This window comes from Nocardia vulneris, assembly GCF_001613425.1.
Lineage (GTDB): Bacteria > Actinomycetota > Actinomycetes > Mycobacteriales > Mycobacteriaceae > Nocardia > Nocardia vulneris.
Window position 1 is genome coordinate 253,182 of record NZ_BDCI01000008.1, and the last position, 19,213, is coordinate 272,394.

Here is a 19,213-nt window from a genome sequence, read left to right on the forward strand (position 1 = left end):
TGCGATGAATAGTGTGCGCCCGGGGCGTCGGCACTAATGAGATGATCGAGCCGTCCGAGCAGTTTCGGTAACGGTGGGAAGGAACGGCGATGAGTCGCAAGCTTTGCCTGGCACAGGATGTCGAAGCCGACGAGCTATTGACCGAGGACCACTTCGCCACCCTGCTCGGCATGCTGCTCGATCAGCAATACCCGATGGAACACGCGTTCCGCGGCCCGAAGAAGATCGCCGACCGGATGGGCGGCTTCGACATCCACCGCATCGCCGAAGCCGACCAGCAGGAGTTCGAAGACCTCTGCGCCACCCCGCCCGCCATCCACCGGTACGGCCGCTCGATGGCGCGCCGCGCCCAGGACCTCGCCCGCTACATCATCGAGAACTACGACGGCAGGACCGAGAACCTGTGGAAGAAGGACAAGCCGGACGGGAAGGAAGTCCTGCGCCGATTGAAGGACCTGCCCGGTTTCGGGGAGCAGAAGGCGAAGATCTTCCTCTCCCTGCTCGGCAAGCAGCGTGGCGTGCAGCCGGCGGGTTGGCGCGAAGCGGCGGGCGCCTACGGTGACGAAGGATCACGCCGTTCGGTCGCCGACGTCACCGACGCCGAAACCCTGGCTCAGGTAAGGGAATTCAAAAAACAGGCGAAGGCCGCCGCCAAGAAGTAGGGCGGGGCCGCTCCGAGCCAGTGGCGGGGAACTGGCAGCGGACGGGCATTGCCGGGGACCGTGGTCTACCGGGATTGTTCTGGGCGAAAGGAGTGGTTTCGATGAGGCGACGACCGGCGGCGATCGGATATCTGCGCCGCGATGTATCCGGTGCCCGGCAACAGTGGGACGAGGTTCTGATCCGGAGCCTGGCCCAGCGGTTCGGGTACGACCTGGCGAAGACCGTGGTGTTCGGTGCGGAAACCGACGACGTGCTGCACAGATTGACCACGGTGGCGCAGCGACTGGGGGTGGACGCGGTAATCGTCCCCGGCACAGCGCATTTCGAGGGTGGCATTCCCGAACAGCTAGTCCAGATCTGCGACGTGATCACTGTCGCGCCCGAATACACCTATGCCCGGCCCCTCCAGCCGCCCCTAGCCGACGGCGCGTGAGCTTGCGCTAGTTGACCGAACTCGCCGGTGCCGTGAACGTATTGCATTGCGCGGCACGGTTCTTGTCCAGTCCGGTCTCGAACCACTGGCCACCGTTCTCGGCGGTGCCGTGGTCACGCATGTCGCCCGCCTGGTCGCCGCGTCCGTAGGCGTCCTTGCGGGCGACATTCAGTTGCGAGTTGGTCAGCGAACCACCGCCGGACGAGGACGCGATGTACATGCCGTCGAAGCAGTTGGCCTGCAACTCGACTCGGCGCGACAGCTCGAGGCCGCGGGTGCTGCGCGGGCCCGCGTCGGCGCGTTCGCTGTTGGCCTTGCGCAGAATCCCGGACATGGCCTGGACGTGGTGGCCGTACTCGTGCGCGAAGACCGACAGGTAGACCACCCAGTTGTCCTTGAAGAAATCGGTCTGCAACTGACTGACCGGCATGTAGATGGTCTTGTTGGCCGGGCAGTAGAAGGCAGCGAAATTACTGGTGGTGCCGGTGCAGGGGGTGGTGATGCCGGTGGTGGTGGCACTCACGTGCAACGTCGGCGGCTGGAACGGCAGATTCGCCTTCTGCAGCACCGGTTTCCAGGCCGCCTCCAGGCACGACGCGGCACTCTCGAAGAATTTGCGCGCGGCATCCACCTGGGTACCCCACGGCGAGTACGGGCAGCGGGCCGGGATCAGCGTCGCGCTCGGGTCGGCGAGCAGCGGGTTCGCGCCGGTCTCGGCGGGGCCGGTGGAACCGTCGGGGGAGAAGGTGAGGCTCGGTGTGACCGTCGACGGGCTGCTGTCGTTGCGGCCGACCGAGATCGCGTTGCGGACCAAGCCGCCCACCACCAGGAACACCACGACGACCAGCAGCGCGATCCACGCGCCGCCGCCACCGGAACGCCGGCGCGGCGGGTACGGGGGACGGCCGGGCGGGCCGTACGGCATCGGCGGCGGCGCCGGTGCGCGGTAGCCGGGCGGCGGACCGTAGCCGGGCGGTGCCGAATAACCCGGTGGCGGACCGTATCCCGGCTGGGTGTACCCCGGTGGGGGACCGTAGCCGGGTGGCGGACCATAGCCCGGTGGCGGGCCGTAGCCGGGCGGCGGCTGACCCTGCCCCGGCGGCGGGCCATAGCCGGGCGGGGGCGGAACCGGTCGCCCACCAGGCGGAACCGGCCCGTATCCGTACGGTGGTTGTGTCACGCCCCCGTACCCCCTCGTCTCAGTGATCGCCGACAGCCGATGACGCAGAATAGCAAGCTGTCTAAAGTAGGCTGCCATGCTGACTTTTCGGGGGGCCGCCGTAGGCGCGCTGCTACTCGCGTCCGCGGGATTGTTCGCGACGGCCCCGGCGGCGCACCCGGAGCCCGCGCCGAGCGGTGTGACGATCACCGCCGATCTGAAGCTGAACCGCGACGGCGTGCTCGAGGTGGTCGAGCAGGTCGAGGTGCCGCCGGACGGCACGTTCCAGATGTCGCTGCCGCTGCGGCTGCAGGTACGCGACGATGTCGAGCGCCGCTTCAAGGTCACCGACGTCGACACCAAGGGCGCGGGCACCGCGACGGTCGCCAACGACCAGTTCACCATCGAGGCCAAGCCCGGCACATCGACCTTCACCTACTCGGTGCACAACCTGGTCAGCGATGCCCCGGGCAGCCAGGTGTTCAACTGGATCGGGGTGGTGCGCAGCGATATCGCCGCGATCAGCGCCACGTTGATCAGTCCCAGTTTCGAAATGGGCATCGTGGACTGCAAACTCGGCCCGCCCGGCAACACCAGGGCCTGCGCCGACGTGAAGACCGAGGTCGACGGCGTGCTCTACCTGGAGCAGACGGATCTGCACAAGGGCGACGGGATCGACCTCACCCTGCAGTTGCCGCCGAACACGGTGCCGAGCAATGCCGACGTGCGCGACGACAGCGCCGCGGGTCCGTTCGCGTTCACCACGCCGGTGCTGATCGCGTTCGGCGTGCTGGTGCTCGCGCTGATCGGCCTGGCCGTCTTCGCGTTGCGTGCGCGGCGGCAGAACGCCGCGGCGGGTACGGGCTCGCAGACCCTCGATCCGCTGCTGCGCGAGGGTGATCGGGTCCAGTTCGTCTCGCCCGACGGTGTGCTGCCCGGCGAGGCCGGGTTGCTGCTGGACGAGCACGTCGACCCGGTCGACATCGCCGCGACAGTGGTCGATCTCGCGGTGCGCCGCTATATCCGGGTGCTGCCGCTCAGCGATACCGACTGGCGGATCACCCGGGTCAATACGCCCGACGACCAGCTGCGCGGCTACGAGAAAGCGGTCTATCTGGCCCTGCTGCCCGAGGGCACGGACGCCGTCACGATGACCGAGTTGCGCGCGCCCGGACGGGTGCAGTCCGGTCCGGTGCGCACCGCACTGCTCGACGACGCGGTCGCTCGCGGCACCTTCGCCGACCGGCGGCGGCTCGGCCTGGCCGGCTGGCTCGGCGGCGCGTTGATCGTCGCGGGTATCGCCGTCACGATCGGGCTCGCGCTCACCGCCGGACATGCGCTGGTCGGCGTGGCGATCGCGCTCGCGGGTATCGCCACGGTGCTGCTGCCGAAGTATCTGCCGGTGCGGACCGCGCACGGCCTAGCCCTGTCCGGGCAGATCCGCGCGTTGCAGCGTGGGCTGGAAGCGACTCGGCGCGAACAGGTTCCGCCGATCGATCAGGAGACGGTGTTCTCCCGTGCGCTGCCGTTCATGGTGATCGGCAGCCGGGCCGACAACTGGATCCGGGCCTTCCGCGATCTCAACCCGTCCGCCGACGCGCAGCCCGGGCTGTACTGGTTCGGCGGTTTCGAACGCGACCGCAACCTGCAGCGCTTCGCCGGGCACTTCCCGTTCTTCATCACCGCGCTGGAAGGCTTGTTCGCACCGGAGCGCTGAGCGCGCCGTTTCCCGCACACAGGAGACCGTGTGCGGGAAACGAGCGGCCGGAATCCTCAGTCGGCCAGCGTGGTTCGGCGGATCGCCGCCAGCGGGTCCGCGTAGAGCACGCTGAGCGAGGTGACCACGGCGGCGAATTCCTGGACCTTGCCGCCGAATCCACTGATCCGGATATCGGTGGGCGGCAGGCTGGAACCCTGGTTGAAAGCGCGGGCCACATGCGCGACCGCGGGACGGTAGCCGGTGAAGGCCTGGCCGCCCAGGATCACCCGGTCGGGGTTGAGCATGTCCCGGACCATCGCCACGGTGTTGCCGAGGATGGTGGCGCGCTCGGCGAGCAGTTCGCGCGCGGGCTCGGACCCGGACTCGGCGGCTCGGTACAGATCGGCGATCGTAGAGCCCGCGGTTCCGTTGTGCGCCGGGATGATTCCGCGTCCGACGGCCCGCGAGTGCAGCGAGCGGTCGCCGACGGTGACCTCGAGGCAGCCACGCCTGCCGCAGGTGCATTCCACGTCGGAGCCGGTCGGCAAGTGTGCGATGGAGCCGGGCCCGTTGCTCGGGGTGTGCACGCGACCGTCCAATGTCACTGCGACACCGGCGGTTTCCCGGACATAGAAGTAGAGGCTGCTGCCGCGTTCCGGGCCCGCGGTACGGCCGGCCGCGGCGTCGCGCGCTTCGATGGTGGGCAGCAACAATTCCGAGGCCGCCATCGCCTCGACGTGCGGCGCCACCGAGACCGGCAGCTCCAGCACCTCGCCGAGCACGGCGCCGATCTGCGCGCCCTGCCACTCCAGCTTGGGATGATCGACCACGCCGGTGACCGGGTCGACCCGGCCGCCGATGGCGACCCCCGCCCAGAGCGGCTTGCGCCGATGCCAGCGCTGCAGGAACGCCTTCGCGCTGCGGGCGACGGTGGTGGTGGCGAATTCCTGACCGGTCTGCGGGGTGGCGATGGCCAGTCCACCGAGGATGCGGCCGCGCAGGTCGGCCGCCACGATCTTGGTCACCGCGGCGCCGACGTGGATGCCGAGGGTGAGGTACGCCTCGTGATCGATCTCGAAGGGCACCCGGGGCCGTCCGACCGCACCCGAGGCCGTGAGGTCGGGCCGTTCGCGCAGCAGGCCGGCGGCGAGCAGCGCGGATACCTGGCGGTTGACCGTCGCGATGCTCAAACCCGTTGTGCGCGCGGCATTGTCGCGCGAGACAGGGCCGCCGGTCGCGGCGCGCAATACCGCGGCCGCCGGGTTGTCGCCGAGACGCAGTTCGGGTGCGACCACGGGACGCTGGACCCGGGCTCGACCGTTGGTGACCCTGGCGGTGGAGCGTTCAAGGGTAGGGAGGGACATAGTGCAGATTCCTTGCCGAGGTCCCGCACCGGGGCGGGACGTGCCTACGTGGGCGACTGGGCAGTGAACGAGCCGAAAAGGCTGCTCAGCTGCAGCAAGGGCGACAACACAGTTCGCGCGTCAAAGGCAGCCGGAGCCCGAGCGCGGCGGTCACATAGGTGACCCGCAGGGCGGTCGGTCGGCTGGCAGACATGTAAAAGAAATTAACACCGGTTGGCGCGACTCACCAAGCCTCAAACTGCCGCTGTGTTCTCACCCACACTATTTCCGCAGGTCACGCGGCTGCGACGGGCGCGGCGGCGACCGCTTTCTCCGCCTGCTACGAGAAAAACCCCGCTCAGCGGGGCTGGGCGGGGTCTCTCGGAGCGGTTGTGGACTACTTCGGCGGGGCCACGAACGGCTGGTTGATTGTGGTGAAGTACTGAATCGCCGCACCGATGGCGACCGGGGCGGTCACGAAGATCTGGCCCGCGACGGTGCCCAGGGCGCCGATGGCGATGATGCCGCCGAGGCAGCCGATGGCGGCCGCGGGGATGAACGGGCCGAACAGGCCGATGATGGTGGCCGAGGCGACGGTGGCGCCGGCGATGCCGCCGAGCACGCAGCCGACGGCCGCGCCGCCGAGACCGCCGACCAGGGTGCCGATCGTGGCGCCCGCGCTGATGGTGCTGGTCAAGCGGCTCCAGGCCGCCTGCTCACGGTCGTACTCGTTCTTCCACGGCGCCTTGTCCTCGAACGGCAGCGCGATCGGCTTGTAGACGGCGTGCGCCTGGTCGAGCTGCGGGGTGAGCGTCGCGGTGCGCTGCGAGATCTGCGCGGCGATCGGGAACTCGAACTCGTCGATGCGAAGCGTCAGCGGGGTGGCGGCCACGGTGGTGCCGTCGGCGGCCTTGACCTTGAAGGCACCGTCTTCGACCACGAGCGAGCCGGCGTCGGTCTCGATGATCGATGACGTGTCGGTGGTGCGCGCGGTGAAATTTACCGGGCCCGGGGCGGTTTCGGGCGCGGCGACGGAGGTGCCCGCGGCCACTCCGGTCGCCATGATCACCAACGCGGCGACCACGGCCAGCTTCCTCATCCTCATCTACTGCATTCCCTCGATCTCGATGTGCGTTTCTCCTGGCGAAGCATCGAGCAGAAAGCGCAGGAGAACGAGGGAATAACGCAGGCAGATTCCAACTGGCGACGTCAGTGCGACCGGCGTTGCCCGGCCAGCCAATCCATCAGGTCCGCGGGCGCGGGATCCGCGCCGATCAGGTCGACCACCACGTGGCCGATGCACGCCGCGCGCAGCACGCGATTGGCCACCTCCTCCGTATCGCCCCACGGGATGAACGGTTTGGCGATCAGCAGCGAGGCGATGCCGTGCGCGGCCGCCCAGAGGTCGAGCACGACCGGCAGGGTGTCGCCGGAGGTGAACACGCCCGCGTCCATGCAGTCCTGTACGGTCTGCGAAAAGTGCTGGAACGCACCGCTGGTCATCACCTGATCGACCGCGCTGCTCGATTCGGTGGGCAGGGTCGCCAGCCGGTACTGCTCCGGATGTTCGCGCGCGAACCGGACGTACGCCAACCCCTGCTGCTGCATCCGGGTGAGCGGCGTGGCGGCGGGATCGGTCGCGGCCACGATCGCGGCGTCCAGATTCTCGAAAACTTGCACGACGACGGCCCCGATGAGCTCGTCTTTGTCGGCGAAGTGCCGGTAGATCGAGGGCGCGCTGACTCCGACCCGCTGGCTGATCGCGCGGATCGACACGGCATCGGCGTGCCCGGTGCGGGTCAGCAATTCCGTTGCCGCGTCCAGGATTTCGGTGCGAAGCTGAGCACCGGCGCCACGGGCCGAGCGGGATCGACCGGCACGGATCATTTGCGCCCGGCCAGCACGGGTTCGGCAGGCTCGCTCTCCTCGCGCAGGCCGATCCGGGCGTGCAGCCGGGCCAGCGGCTTGGGCGCCCACCAGTTCGCGGTGCCCATCAGTTTCATCAGCGCGGGCGCGAGCATGGTGCGGATCAGGGTGGCGTCGGCGAGCACGGTCAAGGTCAGGCCCAGGCCCATCAACTGGATGAACGACACCTTCGAGGTGATCATCGCGCCGATCACGATCGCCATGAGCACGGCCGCGGCCGTGTAGATCCGGCCGGTCCGCGCGATGCCGACCGCGAGGGCGTGCACGTTGTCCTCGGCGGTGCGCACGACGACGCCGTCGACGACCCGGCCCGAGGCCAGCCACTCCTCCCGGATCCGGGACAGCAGGAACACCTCGTAGTCCATCGACATGCCGAAGGCGACGCAGAACATCAGAATCGGGGTGGTCGGCGTCAGATAACCCACCGCCGTGAACCCGAGCAGGTCCGCCAGATGGCCGTCCTGGAAGATCCAGACCATCGCGCCGAACGCGGCGGCCATCGAAAGCGTGTTGAGCACAATGGCTTTCAGCGGCAGCAGCACGCTACCGGTGAACAGGAACAGCACGACGAAGGTGGCGAGCGCGATGAGGGCGACCGCGGGCAGCATGCGCTTGCTCAGCGAATCGAGGGCGTCGGCGTTCACCGCGGCGGCGCCGCCGAACAGGGTCGGGCCGGGGGCGGGCACGTCCCGCAGGGCGAGCAACTGCGCCTTGCCCGCGGGGGAGAACGGGTCCGGCCGGGTCGCCACGCTCACGTATTCGCCGGTGTCGTTGGCCATTCCGGGCGGGCCGCTCGCCATCCGTGCGCCCTTGATGTAGATGCCCGCGCTGGACAGCACCGCCGAAACGCCGTCCACCCGAGACAGACCCGTGGCATAGTCGCCGATCGGCCCTGGCCCGCCGTGATATCCGTCCAACACGATCGTGGTGTTGTTACCGGAGTTGGCCGCAGGGAACTCGGCCCGCAGCACATCGCCGACCTGCCGGCTCGCCGCCGAGGTCGGCAGTACGCGGTCGTCCGGGTAGCCGAATTTCACTGAGAGGAAAGGCGATCCGAGGGCCAGGAACAGGACGACGAGCAGCAGGGCCACCGGTACCGAACGCCGGGTCACCCAGGTCACCGCGCGGTACCACCAGCTCTGTTCCGGCCGTTGGACTTTCAGCGGATCGGGCGCGGGGCGGCCGAACATGCGGCGCAACGGAATTCGGATATCCAGCGCGTTCACCCGATGGCCGAGCAGCACGAGCGCCGCGGGCAGGATCACGATGGCCGCCGCCGCGGCCGCGACGACCACGGCGACGCCGGCATAGGCGAACGAGCGCAGGAAGTAGATGTCGAAGATGCTCAGCACGGACATCGAAAGCGCAACGGTCAGCGCCGAATACAGCACCGTGCGGCCCGCGGTCTGCACGGCGCGGACGGTGGCGCGCACCGGATCGAGGCCGTTGGCGAGCTCTTCCCGGTACCGGCTGACGATGAACAGGCTGTAGTCGATCGCCAACGCCAGACCCATCGCCGTCGTCATGTTCAGCGCGTAGATGGAGACGTCGGTGATCAGCGTGAACATCCGCAGGATGGCCAGCGTGGCGAGGATCGCGAAGATGCCGACCGTGAGCGGCAGGGCGGCGGCGATCACGCTGCCGAACACCAGGATCAGCACGATCAGCGAGATGGGGATCGCCACCCCCTCCGCCACCGCGAGGTCGTGCGTGATCTGCTTGTTCACGTCGTGGAAGACCGACGCGATGCCGCTCTGCCGGACGGTGATGCCGTCGGCGCTGCCCGCGAGTTGTTCGGTGAGCTCGCCCGCGGTGCGCTGGGCCTCGGTGTCGTCGCCGGTCAGGTAGGCGAGCACGAGCGCGTCCTTGCCGCTGGTGCTGCGCAGTGCGGAGCCCACGGCGGGCGGGGCGGTCCAATAGGACTGCACGCCCTTGACGTCGGGGCGGGCTCGCAGCGTGTCCACCAGGCGGGTGCCGACGGCGCGGGTCGCCGGTGCGTCGGCGCCCGCGTCGGAGCTGACCAACAGGATGTAGTTGGGTGCCGCGCCGTCGAAATTGTCCGCGAGCAGCCGGGTGACCTCGGAGGAGTCGGCATCGGGCGAGGTGAAGCCCGCGGACTTCAGGTGCGATGCCGCCGTCGCGCCGAACGCGCCGCAGGCGATCGCCAGCGCGGCCGCGGCGATCAGGATGGCGCGTGGATACCGCGTGACCAGCTGTGCGATCCGAATCAGCATGCGCGGCTCCCTCGCTCGGCGCAGTAAGGTAACGGCGTTAGCGTAACGCCGTTAACCCTGCGCCGACAGAGGGAGCCGGTACCGGGTCAGTGATCCCGGTCACCCGCAGTGCCGTGGCCGAAGTGGCCGCCCTCGCCGAATCGGCGCGGCGCGTGACCGTGCACGCCCTCGGCGTAGGCGGTCTCGGCATGCAGTGCGAAGTCGATGCCCGCCGTCTCGTCTTCCTTGCTCACCCGGAAGCCGATGATCCGGTCGATGAGCTTGCCGAGCGCGAACGTCACCAGGAACGCGTAGGCCGCGACCACGAGCACGCCGACCAGCTGCTTACCGAGCTGGGCGAAACCGCCGCCGAAGAACAGACCGTCGACGCCGCCGGTCATCACCTGAGTGGCGAGCAGGCCGATCAGCACCGTGCCCACGATGCCGCCGACGAAGTGCACGCCCACCACGTCGAGCGAATCGTCATAGCCCGCTTTGAATTTCCAGCCCACCGCGAACGAGCACACCACGCCCGCGGCGAGCCCGACGAGCAGCGCGCCGAGCGTGTTCACCGAGCCGCAGGACGGGGTGATCGCGACCAGCCCGGCCACCACGCCGGAGGCCGCGCCGAACGTGGTCGGCCTGCCGTCACGGATCTGCTCGACCGCGAGCCAGCCGAGCATGCCGAGACAGCCCGCCACCAGCGTGTTCAAGAAGACCGCTGCCGCAATGCCGTTCGCGGACAGCGCCGAGCCCGCGTTGAAGCCGAACCAGCCGAACCAGAGCAGGCCCGCGCCGAGCAGCACGAAGGGCAGGTTGTGCGGGCGCATCGCGTCGGTCTTGAACCCGATGCGCGGACCGAGCACCAGGGCCAGCGCGAGTGCCGAAGCGCCCGAAGCGATTTCGACGACCAGACCGCCCGCGTAGTCCAGCGCGCCGAACGAGGCCAGCCAGCCGTCCGGACCCCACACCCAGTGTGCGATCGGCGCGTACACGGCCAGCGCCCACACCGGCACGAACACCATCCACGCGGCGAACTTCGCCCGATCCGCGATCGCGCCGCTGACCAGTGCCGCGGTCAGGATCGCGAAGGTCAGCTGGAACGTGGCGAACAACAGTTCCGGTACCGCGCCGCGCACGGTGCCCGGATCGATGTTCGCCATACCGAAGTGGTCCAGGTTGCCGATCAGGCCGCCGCCCGCGTCGTCGCTGAAGGCCATGCTGTAGCCGAGCAGCAGCCAGGCCACGGTCACCAGCGGGATCGCGATGAAGTTCATCATCAGCATGTTGAGCACGCCGGTCGAGCGCACCATGCCGCCGTAGAACAGCGCGAGCGCCGGGGTCATCAGCAGCACGAGGGCGGTGCTGACGAGCAGCCAGGCAGTGGCCGCGGGATCGAGGGGTGTGGGCACGGTAGCTCCTTCCACGCAGGATGCGTTGCAAGGAAATTACCGAACGGTCACCACCGGATATGCGCTGGTCCGCGTATTGCGCAGGGTTCTGGACATGGGATGTTTCGCCCGCACTGTGGGATCAGGGCCGCTCCTGCTACCAGTCGGTAGGGCTCAGGAGGCGCGGGATTTGCGGGCGATCGCGCGCTGGCCGCGCTTGCCCGGCACGGGCAACTCGTCCTCCAGGGCTACCCAGTCGGCGGTGGTCAGCCAGAGCTCCTGCGCCCGGGCGTCGGCCGTGTTGTGGAAGACCCGGCGGCCCCGGTCGTCGCGCAACTCCTGGGCCACGGTGCACCAGCGCGGGGCGCGGCCGTGCTCGGTCCGGTAGTCGGCGAGGTAGGCGGCTACGGCGGTGCCGATGGTGTTGACCGGGCGCAGCGACACCCGGTTGCCGTATTGATCGGCGTGGAACCGGCGGCCCGCGCACAGCGAACCCGCGTTGGCGTTGGAGGCGATCCAGCCGGCCCGCTGCGCGCGCTCGATCAGCCACAGGTGTTTGACGGCAGCGGGCGCGATATCGCCGATCCGGGTTCGGATCAGCGACATGACCTCGTCGGAGGACAACACGTCGCGCCGGGTCGGGCCGATGCCGTGCGCGGTCCAGTGCGCGTCGGCGAGCACGGCGAGCGCGCGGCCGAAGTCATCGATGCTGCGCTGGGCGCGGCGGCCGAGGCGCTCGATGCGTTCGGCCTCGCGCCGCATCTCGTTCTGCGCGGTGAGGGTGCGGATCGCGGCCATCGTCGGGACCTGGCCGCGCTCGAGCAGTTCGAGGATGGCGGTGGAGGTGGCGGGATCGGCCGCGGCGGTCACCGGGAGCGAATCGCGTTTGATCGCGAAGTCCTGCGGACTGATCGCGCGACTCAGCAGGTCTACAGCGGATGGATTGCCGGCGAAATCGGTGCTGGCGAGCAACGCGGCGGCGATGTCGTCGGGCGACACGGTGAGCAGTTCCTCCGATGGACGTGGCACTCGGTGGCGCTGGAACCTTTGGGTGCTGAACTGTGCACTTCGGTTGTGCCCCGGTCGGGATGAGGGACCGGCCGGGGCAACCAACCTGATGAAGGTTTGGCTACCGAAGTTGCCGATTGCCACGGTAGCCAGACGATTGCGTCGATGTCATCCGTGTTGACGCTTTCGTTATCTCCATAAACCTGCGGCAAATCGGGGGATGAGTCTTATTTTCCGGTCTACTTGGGGGAATTGGGCGGTAGTTTCCCCGTCGCGACCGGTGTCGCATCCGTGATTGCCGGTACGTTGCCAATGCTGTCGTGGGTCGACGGGGTCTAATGGGGGTCTCGGAATCTTGTGAGTTAGATCACATCTATTGCGCTGCGTTGCCGAGTTTCCGCCGCGCCGAGCACCACGACGAGCGGGAATGTTCTTTGTCGGTGCACGCCGGTAACCTCTGCCCGTGGCTCTGTACCGGAAGTACCGACCGGCAACGTTCGCTGAGGTAGTGGGTCAGGAGCACGTCACCGACCCACTGAGCACCGCCCTCGACACCGGGCGGATCAGTCATGCCTATCTGTTCTCCGGGCCGCGTGGCTGCGGTAAGACCTCGTCCGCCCGCATCCTTGCGCGCTCGCTGAACTGCGCCGAGGGGCCCACGTCCACGCCGTGCGGCACCTGTCCGTCCTGTGTCGCGCTCGGCCCGGGCGGCCCCGGCAACCTGGACGTGATCGAACTCGACGCCGCCAGCCACGGTGGTGTCGACGACACCAGGGAACTGCGCGACCGCGCCTTCTACGCCCCCGCCGAATCCCGGTATCGGGTGTTCATCGTCGACGAGGCGCACATGGTCACCACGGCGGGTTTCAACGCGCTGCTGAAAATCGTCGAAGAGCCGCCCGCCCACCTCATCTTCATCTTCGCCACCACCGAGCCGGACAAGGTGCTGCCCACCATCCGTTCGCGCACCCACCACTACCCGTTCCGGCTGCTGCCGCCCGCGACCATGCGCGGCCTGCTCGGCAAGATCTGTGATCAGGAGCAGGTGCCGGTCGAAGAAGCGGTGTACCCGTTGGTGATTCGCGCGGGCGGCGGTTCGCCCCGCGACAGCCTCAGCGTGCTCGACCAGTTGCTGGCCGGCGCGGGCCCCGAGGGCGTCACCTACTCCCGGGCGGTCTCACTGCTCGGCGTTACCGACGTCGCGCTGATCGATGACGCGATCGGCGCGCTCACCACCGACGACGGCGCCGCGCTGTTCGGCACCGTCGATCGAGTGGTCGAGGCCGGGCACGATCCGCGCCGTTTCGCCGTCGACCTGCTCGAGCGCTTGCGCGATCTGATCCTGATGCGCGCCGTCCCCGACGCGGTGGACCGCGGCCTGGTCTCCGGGCCCGGCGACGTGCTCGATCGGATGCGCGACCAAGCCGAACGGCTCGGGCCCGCCACCCTCACCCGCTACGCCGAACTGCTGCACGAGGCCCTCGGCGAAATGCGTGGCGCGACCTCCCCGCGCCTGCTGCTCGAGGTCGTCTGCGCCCGCATGCTGCTGCCCTCGGTCTCCGACGCCGAATCGGCCACCCTGCAACGCCTGGAACGCCTCGAACGCGGCTTCGCCGGCGGAGCCGTCCCTCCCGCGCCCCCCACCACAAACCCCGCCCCTGCAGCCGGCACCCCAGCCCCCGCCCCGATCCCCGCCCCCGGCTCCGGCCCCGAATCGAACCGCCGCCGCGGCGCCGAAGCTCTCGCCGCCATCCGCCGCGAAGCCGCAGGCAAGGGTGCCGCCGGCGCACCCCGCGACGGTGTCGCCCCCGATCCGAGCACCGGCGGAACGCAAGGCTCCTCGGTGGACGCGTCGACCACCACGGCCGATGCGGTGCGGTCGCAACAGGTCGACGGGGCGGCTGCCGGGTCGGGCGCGCACGCGACGGCTGGCGTTCCCGAGACTGAGCGACCGGCCGATCGGTCGAGCGAGTCCGCTGCCGACCAGGTGCCTGCGACCCCGAGCGGCGCAACTGCCGAACACGCTGAATCTCAAGTGGCGCAGCATGTTTCCCGGTCCGCGCAGGGCGACGGGCCGCGCGCCGCCGGAGCGGCGGACGGTTTCGATGGCAGCGCCGAGGGATCGGCTGCTGCGCCGAGCCGCGATGCGACTTCGCGCGATATCCACGGGGGACCTGGCGGGGCTGCCGACCACCACGCGCCCGCCGCGCGGTCCACCACAGCGGGGGGCGTGGTCTCCGGCCAGGCCGCGCCGACCACACAGGGCGAGCCCGCCGGCCATTCCGCGCCAGGCGCGCCCGTCGAGTCGGCCGCGCCGGTAGCGCAGGGCGGGCCCGCCGCGCAGCCGACGTCTGCCCCGCAGGATGGGCCGACTGTGCAGTCCGGCCCCACGACGCAGGGCGCGCCTGCCGCACATGGTGCATCTGCCGAGTCGGCCGCGCCGGTAGCGCAGGGCGGACCCGCCGCGCAGCCGACGTCAGCCCCGCAGGGTGCTGCTGCCACACCGGGTGCATCCGCCGCGCAGGGAGCACCTACCGTGCAGGAGGTAGCCGGCGCGCAGGCTGCGCCGAATGCGCAAGGTGCGCAGTCCGCGGCCGCCGCGCCAACCGCCCTGGACGAATCCGCTGCGCCCGCCGCGCAGTCCGCGCCCGCCGCGCCTGCCGCGCAGTCCGCGCCTGCCACACAAGCTGCGCCTGCCGCGCAGTCCGCGCCCGCCGCGCCTGCCGCGCAGTCCGCGCCTGCCACACAAGCTGCGCCTGCCGCGCAGTCCGCGTCTGCCGGGCAGTCCGCGCCTGCCGGGCAGTCCGGGCAGGACGGGGATCTGTTGCGGGAAGTGGAAAGTTCTTGGGGGGATATTCGGGCCAAGGTGCGGGAGTTCGGGGCTGCGGTGCAGGCGATGCTGGCGGGGGCTTCGGTGGCGCGGATCGAAGGCGATGTCATCGTGTTCGCGCATCAGCATGCGCCGCTCGCGCAGCGACTGTCCGATCCGCGCAACGTGGACGCGGTGCGGTCGGCGGTGCGCGCGGTGCTGGGACGTGAGCTGGATGTGCGCTGGGAGGCCGGGGGTGCCGCGACCCGGCCCGCGGCCGCGCAGCGGGCGACGGGTCAGGCGAAACCGCAGCGTGCGGCGGGTCAATCGGCCGGTCGCGAGGCCGGTGCCGCGGGCGGGCGGGGCTCGGACGCGCCCGCGCCGCCGCGTTTCTCCCGGCCGAGCCAGGCCAAGAATGCCGCCGCGGACAAGGCCGCGAACCGGCCGCGGTCGTTCGGCGACGACGATATTCCGCCGCCGGACTTCCCCGATCTACCGGATGATCCCGGCCCTTTTGACGGTGCGCCGGCCGAGCCGGCGCAGCCTCCGACCGGAAGTGACACGGGCAGCGGCAACGGCTGGACCGCCGACCGGGCGGTCCCGGTCGACACCCCCGAGGACGAAGAGGAGATGATCCGCGCCGCGGCGGTGCCGGTGGCGCCCGAGGATCGCCGCGACCCCGACGAGGTCGCCCTCGAATTGCTGAAGAGTGAGCTGGGGGCCACACGCCTGAGTGGTTGACAACCACCGCCGTCACGACGTTAAGTTAACCGGAGTTCGCACGCCACGCTAATATGAACGGGTGGCCGTGAGCTCCGGTACGACGAGGTTCTATGGTAAGCCCAGGCGTATGGGCGATCGGAACCTGCGTCCGCCGTCGCATGCCGCGTTTTGTACAGCGTCAGGACGGTCGGTCGCAGGACCGGTCGGCGAGGTTACCCGCGCCTACGCCGCATCGCGCGGGGTAGGCGCACAGAGCGCTCGGGCGGACCACGTCCGGCCGCCGCACCTTTAAGGAAGGAACACTCCGATATGACCACAGAGGCCTACATTTACGAGGCCATCCGCACTCCGCGCGGCCGCGGCAAGAAGAACGGCTCGCTGCATTCGGTCAAGCCGATCGACTTGACTGTTGGTCTCATCCAGGAGCTGCGCGGCCGTTTCCCCAACCTCGACGAGGATCGGATCTCCGACCTCATCCTCGGTGTCGTCAGCCCGGTCGGTGACCAGGGCATGGACATCGCTCGCACCGCCGTGACCGTGGCCGGTCTGCCGGACACCGTCGGCGGCTTCCAGCTCAACCGCTTCTGCGCCTCCGGCCTCGAGGCCGTCAACCTGGCCGCGCAGAAGGTGCGCTCGGGCTTCGACGATCTGGTGATCGCCGGTGGCGTCGAGTCCATGTCCCGGGTCGCGATGGGCTCCGACGGCGGCGCCTGGGCGCTGGACCCGGCCACCAACTACGACACCTACTTTGTGCCGCAGGGTGTTTCGGCCGACCTGATCGCCACCATCGAGGGCTTCAGCCGCGAGGACGTGGACTCCTACGCGGTGCGCTCGCAGGAGCTGGCCGCCAAGGCCACCACCGGCGGCTACTTCGCCAAGTCGATCGTCCCGGTCAAGGACCAGAACGGCATCGTCGTGCTGGACAAGGACGAGCACATGCGGCCGGGCACCACGTCCGAGGATCTGGCCAAGCTGAACCCGTCCTTCGCCGTGATCGGTGAGATGGGCGGCTTCGACGCCGTCGCGCTGCAGAAGTTCTACTTCGTCGAGAAGATCAACCACGTGCACCACGGCGGCAACAGCTCGGGCATCGTCGACGGCGCCGCGCTGGTGCTGGTCGGCACCGAGGAGGCGGGCAAGGCCTCCGGTCTGACCCCGCGGGCCCGCGTCGTCGCGACCGCGACCAGTGGCGCCGACTCGACCATCATGCTCACCGGCCCCACCCCGGCCGCCAAGAAGGCGCTGGCCAAGGCGGGTCTGACCATCGAGGACATGGACCTGGTCGAGATCAACGAGGCGTTCGCCTCCGTGGTGCTGAAGTTCCAGAAGGACCTGAACGTCCCGGACGAGAAGTTGAACGTCAACGGTGGCGCGATCGCCATGGGCCACCCGCTGGGTGCCACCGGCGCGATGATCACCGGCACCATGGTCGACGAGCTGGAGCGCCGCAACGGCCGCTACGCCCTGATCACCCTGTGCATCGGCGGCGGCATGGGCGTGGCGACCATCATCGAGCGCGTCTAATCCCAACCGGCAGCTGCGAAATTCAAGGAGACACAGAGCTGTGACCAGCACCGAAACCAACATGATCGGTTGGGAGCAGGATTCGGACGGCATCGTCGTACTGACGATGGACGACCCGAACCAGGGCGCCAACACGATGAACGAGCTGTACAAGTCGTCGATGACGGCGACCGTCGAGAAGCTCGAAGCCGAGAAGGACAGCATCACCGGCGTGGTGATCACCTCGGCGAAGAAGACCTTCTTCGCGGGCGGCGACCTCAAGAACATGATGAAGGTCGGCCCGGAAGACGGCCAGGGCGTCATGGACGAGCTCGGCACCATCAAGGGCGCGCTGCGTCGCCTGGAGACCCTGGGTAAGCCGGTCGTCGCCGCCATCAACGGCGCGGCGCTCGGCGGCGGCCTGGAGATCGCGCTGGCCTGTCACTACCGGATCGCGGCCGACGTGCCGGGTTCGCAGATCGGCCTGCCCGAGGTCACCCTGGGCCTGCTGCCCGCCGGTGGCGGCGTGATCCGCACCGTGCGCATGCTCGGTCTGCAGAACGCCCTCATGCAGGTGCTGCTGCAGGGCCAGCGCAACAAGCCGGCCAAGGCCAAGGAGATCGGCCTGGTCAACGAGGTCGTCGGCACCGTCGAAGAGCTGGTTCCGGCCGCCAAGGCGTGGATCAAGGCGAACCCGGACAAGGGCGTGCAGCCCTGGGATGTCAAGGGTTTCAAGATCCCCGGCGGCACCCCGTCCAGCCCGGCCTTCGCGGCCAACCTGCCGGCCTTCCCGGCGAACCTGCGCAAGCAGATCAAGGGCGCGAACATGCCCGCCCCGCGGGCGATCATGTCCGCCGCGGTCGAGGGTTCGCAGGTCGACATCGACAACGCCTCGCTGATCGAGTCGCGCTACTTCGTGCACCTGCTCACCGGCCCGGTCGCGAAGAACATGATCCAGGCGTTCTTCTTCGATCTGCAGTCCATCAACAACGGTGGCTCGCGGCCGAAGGACGTGCCGAAGAAGGACATCAAGAAGATCGGCGTGCTCGGCGCGGGCATGATGGGCGCGGGCATCGCCTACGTCTCCGCCAAGGCGGGCTACCAGGTCGTGCTCAAGGACGTCAGCATCGAGGCGGCCGAGCGCGGCAAGAACTACTCCGAGAAGATCGAGGCCAAGGCCCTCTCCCGCGGCAAGACCACGGAGGAGAAGTCCAAGGCGCTGCTCGACCGGATCACCCCGTCCGCCGACGCCAAGGACTTCGACGGCGTGGACTTCGTGATCGAGGCCGTCTTCGAGAACACCGAGCTCAAGCACAAGGTGTTCCAGGAGATCGAGGACATCGTCACCCCCGACGCGCTGCTCGGCTCGAACACCTCGACCCTGCCGATCACCGGCCTGGCCAAGGGTGTCAAGCGCGAAGAGGACTTCATCGGTATCCACTTCTTCTCGCCGGTCGACAAGATGCCGCTGGTGGAGATCATCAAGGGCGAGAAGACCTCGCCCGAGGCGCTGGCCCGGGTGTTCGACTACACCCTCGCGATCAAGAAGACCCCGATCGTGGTGAACGACAGCCGCGGCTTCTTCACCTCGCGCGTGATCGGCACCTTCGTCAACGAGGCGATCGCCATGCTCACCGAGGGCATCGAGCCCGCGACCATCGAGCAGGCCGGTCTGCAGGCGGGCTACCCGGCCGCGCCGCTGCAGCTGTCGGATGAGCTGAACATGAAGCTCATGCAGAAGATCGCCAAGGAGACCATCGAGGCCGCCGAGCACGGCGACACCACGATGGGCAAGAAGCGGCATCCGGCGCAGGACGTCATCGACTACATGGTCGGCGAGGGTCGTCCGGGTCGCCTGGAGAAGGCGGGCTTCTACGAGTACGACGAGAACGGCAAGCGCACCGGTCTGTGGCCGGGCCTGCGTGAGCACTTCAAGACCACGGCGGACTTCACCGTGCCGCTGCAGGATCTGATCGACCGCATGCTGTTCGCGGAGGCGATCGAGACCCAGAAGTGCTTCGACGAGGGCGTGCTGGAGACCACCGCCGACGCGAACATCGGCTCGATCTTCGGCATCGGCTTCCCGGCCTGGACCGGTGGTGTGCACCAGTTCATCGTCGGCTACCCGGGTGGCCAGGCGGCGTTCGTCGAGCGTGCCGACTACCTCGCCAAGACCTACGGCGAGCGTTTCGAGGTTCCGGCCTCGCTGCGCAAGTAGTACGAATGGCAAAGCCCGCCACCGCAACTCGCGGTGGCGGGCTTTCGCCGTCTTCGGGGCTTGACGGGTCCGCACCGCCCGGTGCACCGCAAATCGGCGACGGAAAGACCACCGGGATAACGGAA

Annotated in this window: 13 protein-coding genes; 6 read left to right on the forward strand and 7 right to left on the reverse strand. The window is 69.0% G+C overall.

The genetic code is table 11. The features are described from left to right. Positions 1-89: 89 nt before the first annotated feature. Complete coding sequence (locus NVU01S_RS12405) at positions 90-662, forward strand: HhH-GPD-type base excision DNA repair protein (RefSeq protein WP_014981092.1); 573 nt, start codon at positions 90-92, stop codon at positions 660-662. A 101-nt stretch (positions 663-763) separates the two neighbouring features. Continuing rightward, positions 764-1,096, forward strand: a complete 333-nt coding sequence (locus NVU01S_RS12410; protein ID WP_043678679.1) for a hypothetical protein — start codon at positions 764-766, stop codon at positions 1,094-1,096. A gap of 7 nt (positions 1,097-1,103) precedes the next feature. Here NVU01S_RS12410 and NVU01S_RS12415 read toward each other — a convergent pair whose 3' ends face one another. Next, the gene (locus NVU01S_RS12415; protein ID WP_244467457.1) at positions 1,104-2,276 is read right to left on the reverse strand and encodes a neutral zinc metallopeptidase; all 1,173 of its coding nucleotides are present in this window, start codon (positions 2,274-2,276) and stop codon (positions 1,104-1,106) included. A gap of 76 nt (positions 2,277-2,352) precedes the next feature. Between NVU01S_RS12415 and NVU01S_RS12420 the strand changes: the two genes are divergently transcribed. Beyond that, positions 2,353-3,972, forward strand: coding sequence for a DUF2207 family protein (locus NVU01S_RS12420; protein WP_043678675.1), 1,620 nt, complete (start codon positions 2,353-2,355; stop codon positions 3,970-3,972). Between the two features lie 56 nt (positions 3,973-4,028). Here the strand turns inward: NVU01S_RS12420 and NVU01S_RS12425 are convergent, their stop codons facing one another. The 6 genes from NVU01S_RS12425 to NVU01S_RS12450 form a co-directional block, all read right to left on the reverse strand. After that, positions 4,029-5,318 (reverse strand): ROK family transcriptional regulator, encoded by a 1,290-nt coding sequence (locus NVU01S_RS12425; RefSeq protein WP_043678673.1) that lies wholly within the window; start codon positions 5,316-5,318, stop codon positions 4,029-4,031. 376 nt (positions 5,319-5,694) lie between these two features. Continuing rightward, a complete protein-coding gene (locus NVU01S_RS12430; RefSeq protein ID WP_043678670.1) occupies positions 5,695-6,402 on the reverse strand; it encodes a DUF8020 domain-containing protein in 708 nt (235 codons plus the stop codon). A 104-nt stretch (positions 6,403-6,506) separates the two neighbouring features. Further along, complete coding sequence (locus tag NVU01S_RS12435; protein ID WP_043678668.1) at positions 6,507-7,184, reverse strand: TetR/AcrR family transcriptional regulator; 678 nt, start codon at positions 7,182-7,184, stop codon at positions 6,507-6,509. Then, positions 7,181-9,457: an MMPL family transporter gene (locus NVU01S_RS12440; protein ID WP_043678667.1), complete on the reverse strand. Its 2,277-nt coding sequence runs from the start codon at positions 9,455-9,457 to the stop codon at positions 7,181-7,183. Before NVU01S_RS12440 ends, NVU01S_RS12435 begins: the two co-directional genes overlap by 4 nt. An 86-nt stretch (positions 9,458-9,543) precedes the next feature. Then, positions 9,544-10,782 (reverse strand): ammonium transporter, encoded by a 1,239-nt coding sequence (locus NVU01S_RS12445; RefSeq protein ID WP_373864197.1) that lies wholly within the window; start codon positions 10,780-10,782, stop codon positions 9,544-9,546. Positions 10,783-11,001: 219 nt separating this feature from the next. After that, entirely contained in the window at positions 11,002-11,856 is an 855-nt protein-coding gene (locus tag NVU01S_RS12450) for a hypothetical protein (RefSeq protein ID WP_244467456.1), read from the reverse strand. A 442-nt stretch (positions 11,857-12,298) separates the two neighbouring features. Between NVU01S_RS12450 and NVU01S_RS45430 the strand changes: the two genes are divergently transcribed. The 3 genes from NVU01S_RS45430 (at position 12,299) to NVU01S_RS12465 (ending at position 19,088) form a co-directional block, all read left to right on the forward strand. Further along, on the forward strand, positions 12,299-15,385 hold the full coding sequence (locus NVU01S_RS45430; protein WP_373864195.1) for a DNA polymerase III subunit gamma and tau: 3,087 nt from the start codon (positions 12,299-12,301) through the stop codon (positions 15,383-15,385). 291 nt (positions 15,386-15,676) lie between these two features. Further along, on the forward strand, positions 15,677-16,891 hold the full coding sequence (locus tag NVU01S_RS12460; protein WP_043677616.1) for an acetyl-CoA C-acetyltransferase: 1,215 nt from the start codon (positions 15,677-15,679) through the stop codon (positions 16,889-16,891). Positions 16,892-16,952: 61 nt separating this feature from the next. Further along, positions 16,953-19,088 carry a 3-hydroxyacyl-CoA dehydrogenase NAD-binding domain-containing protein gene (locus tag NVU01S_RS12465; protein WP_043677654.1) on the forward strand — a complete coding sequence of 712 codons (2,136 nt, stop codon included), beginning with the start codon at positions 16,953-16,955 and terminating at the stop codon, positions 19,086-19,088. Positions 19,089-19,213 lie beyond the last annotated feature (125 nt).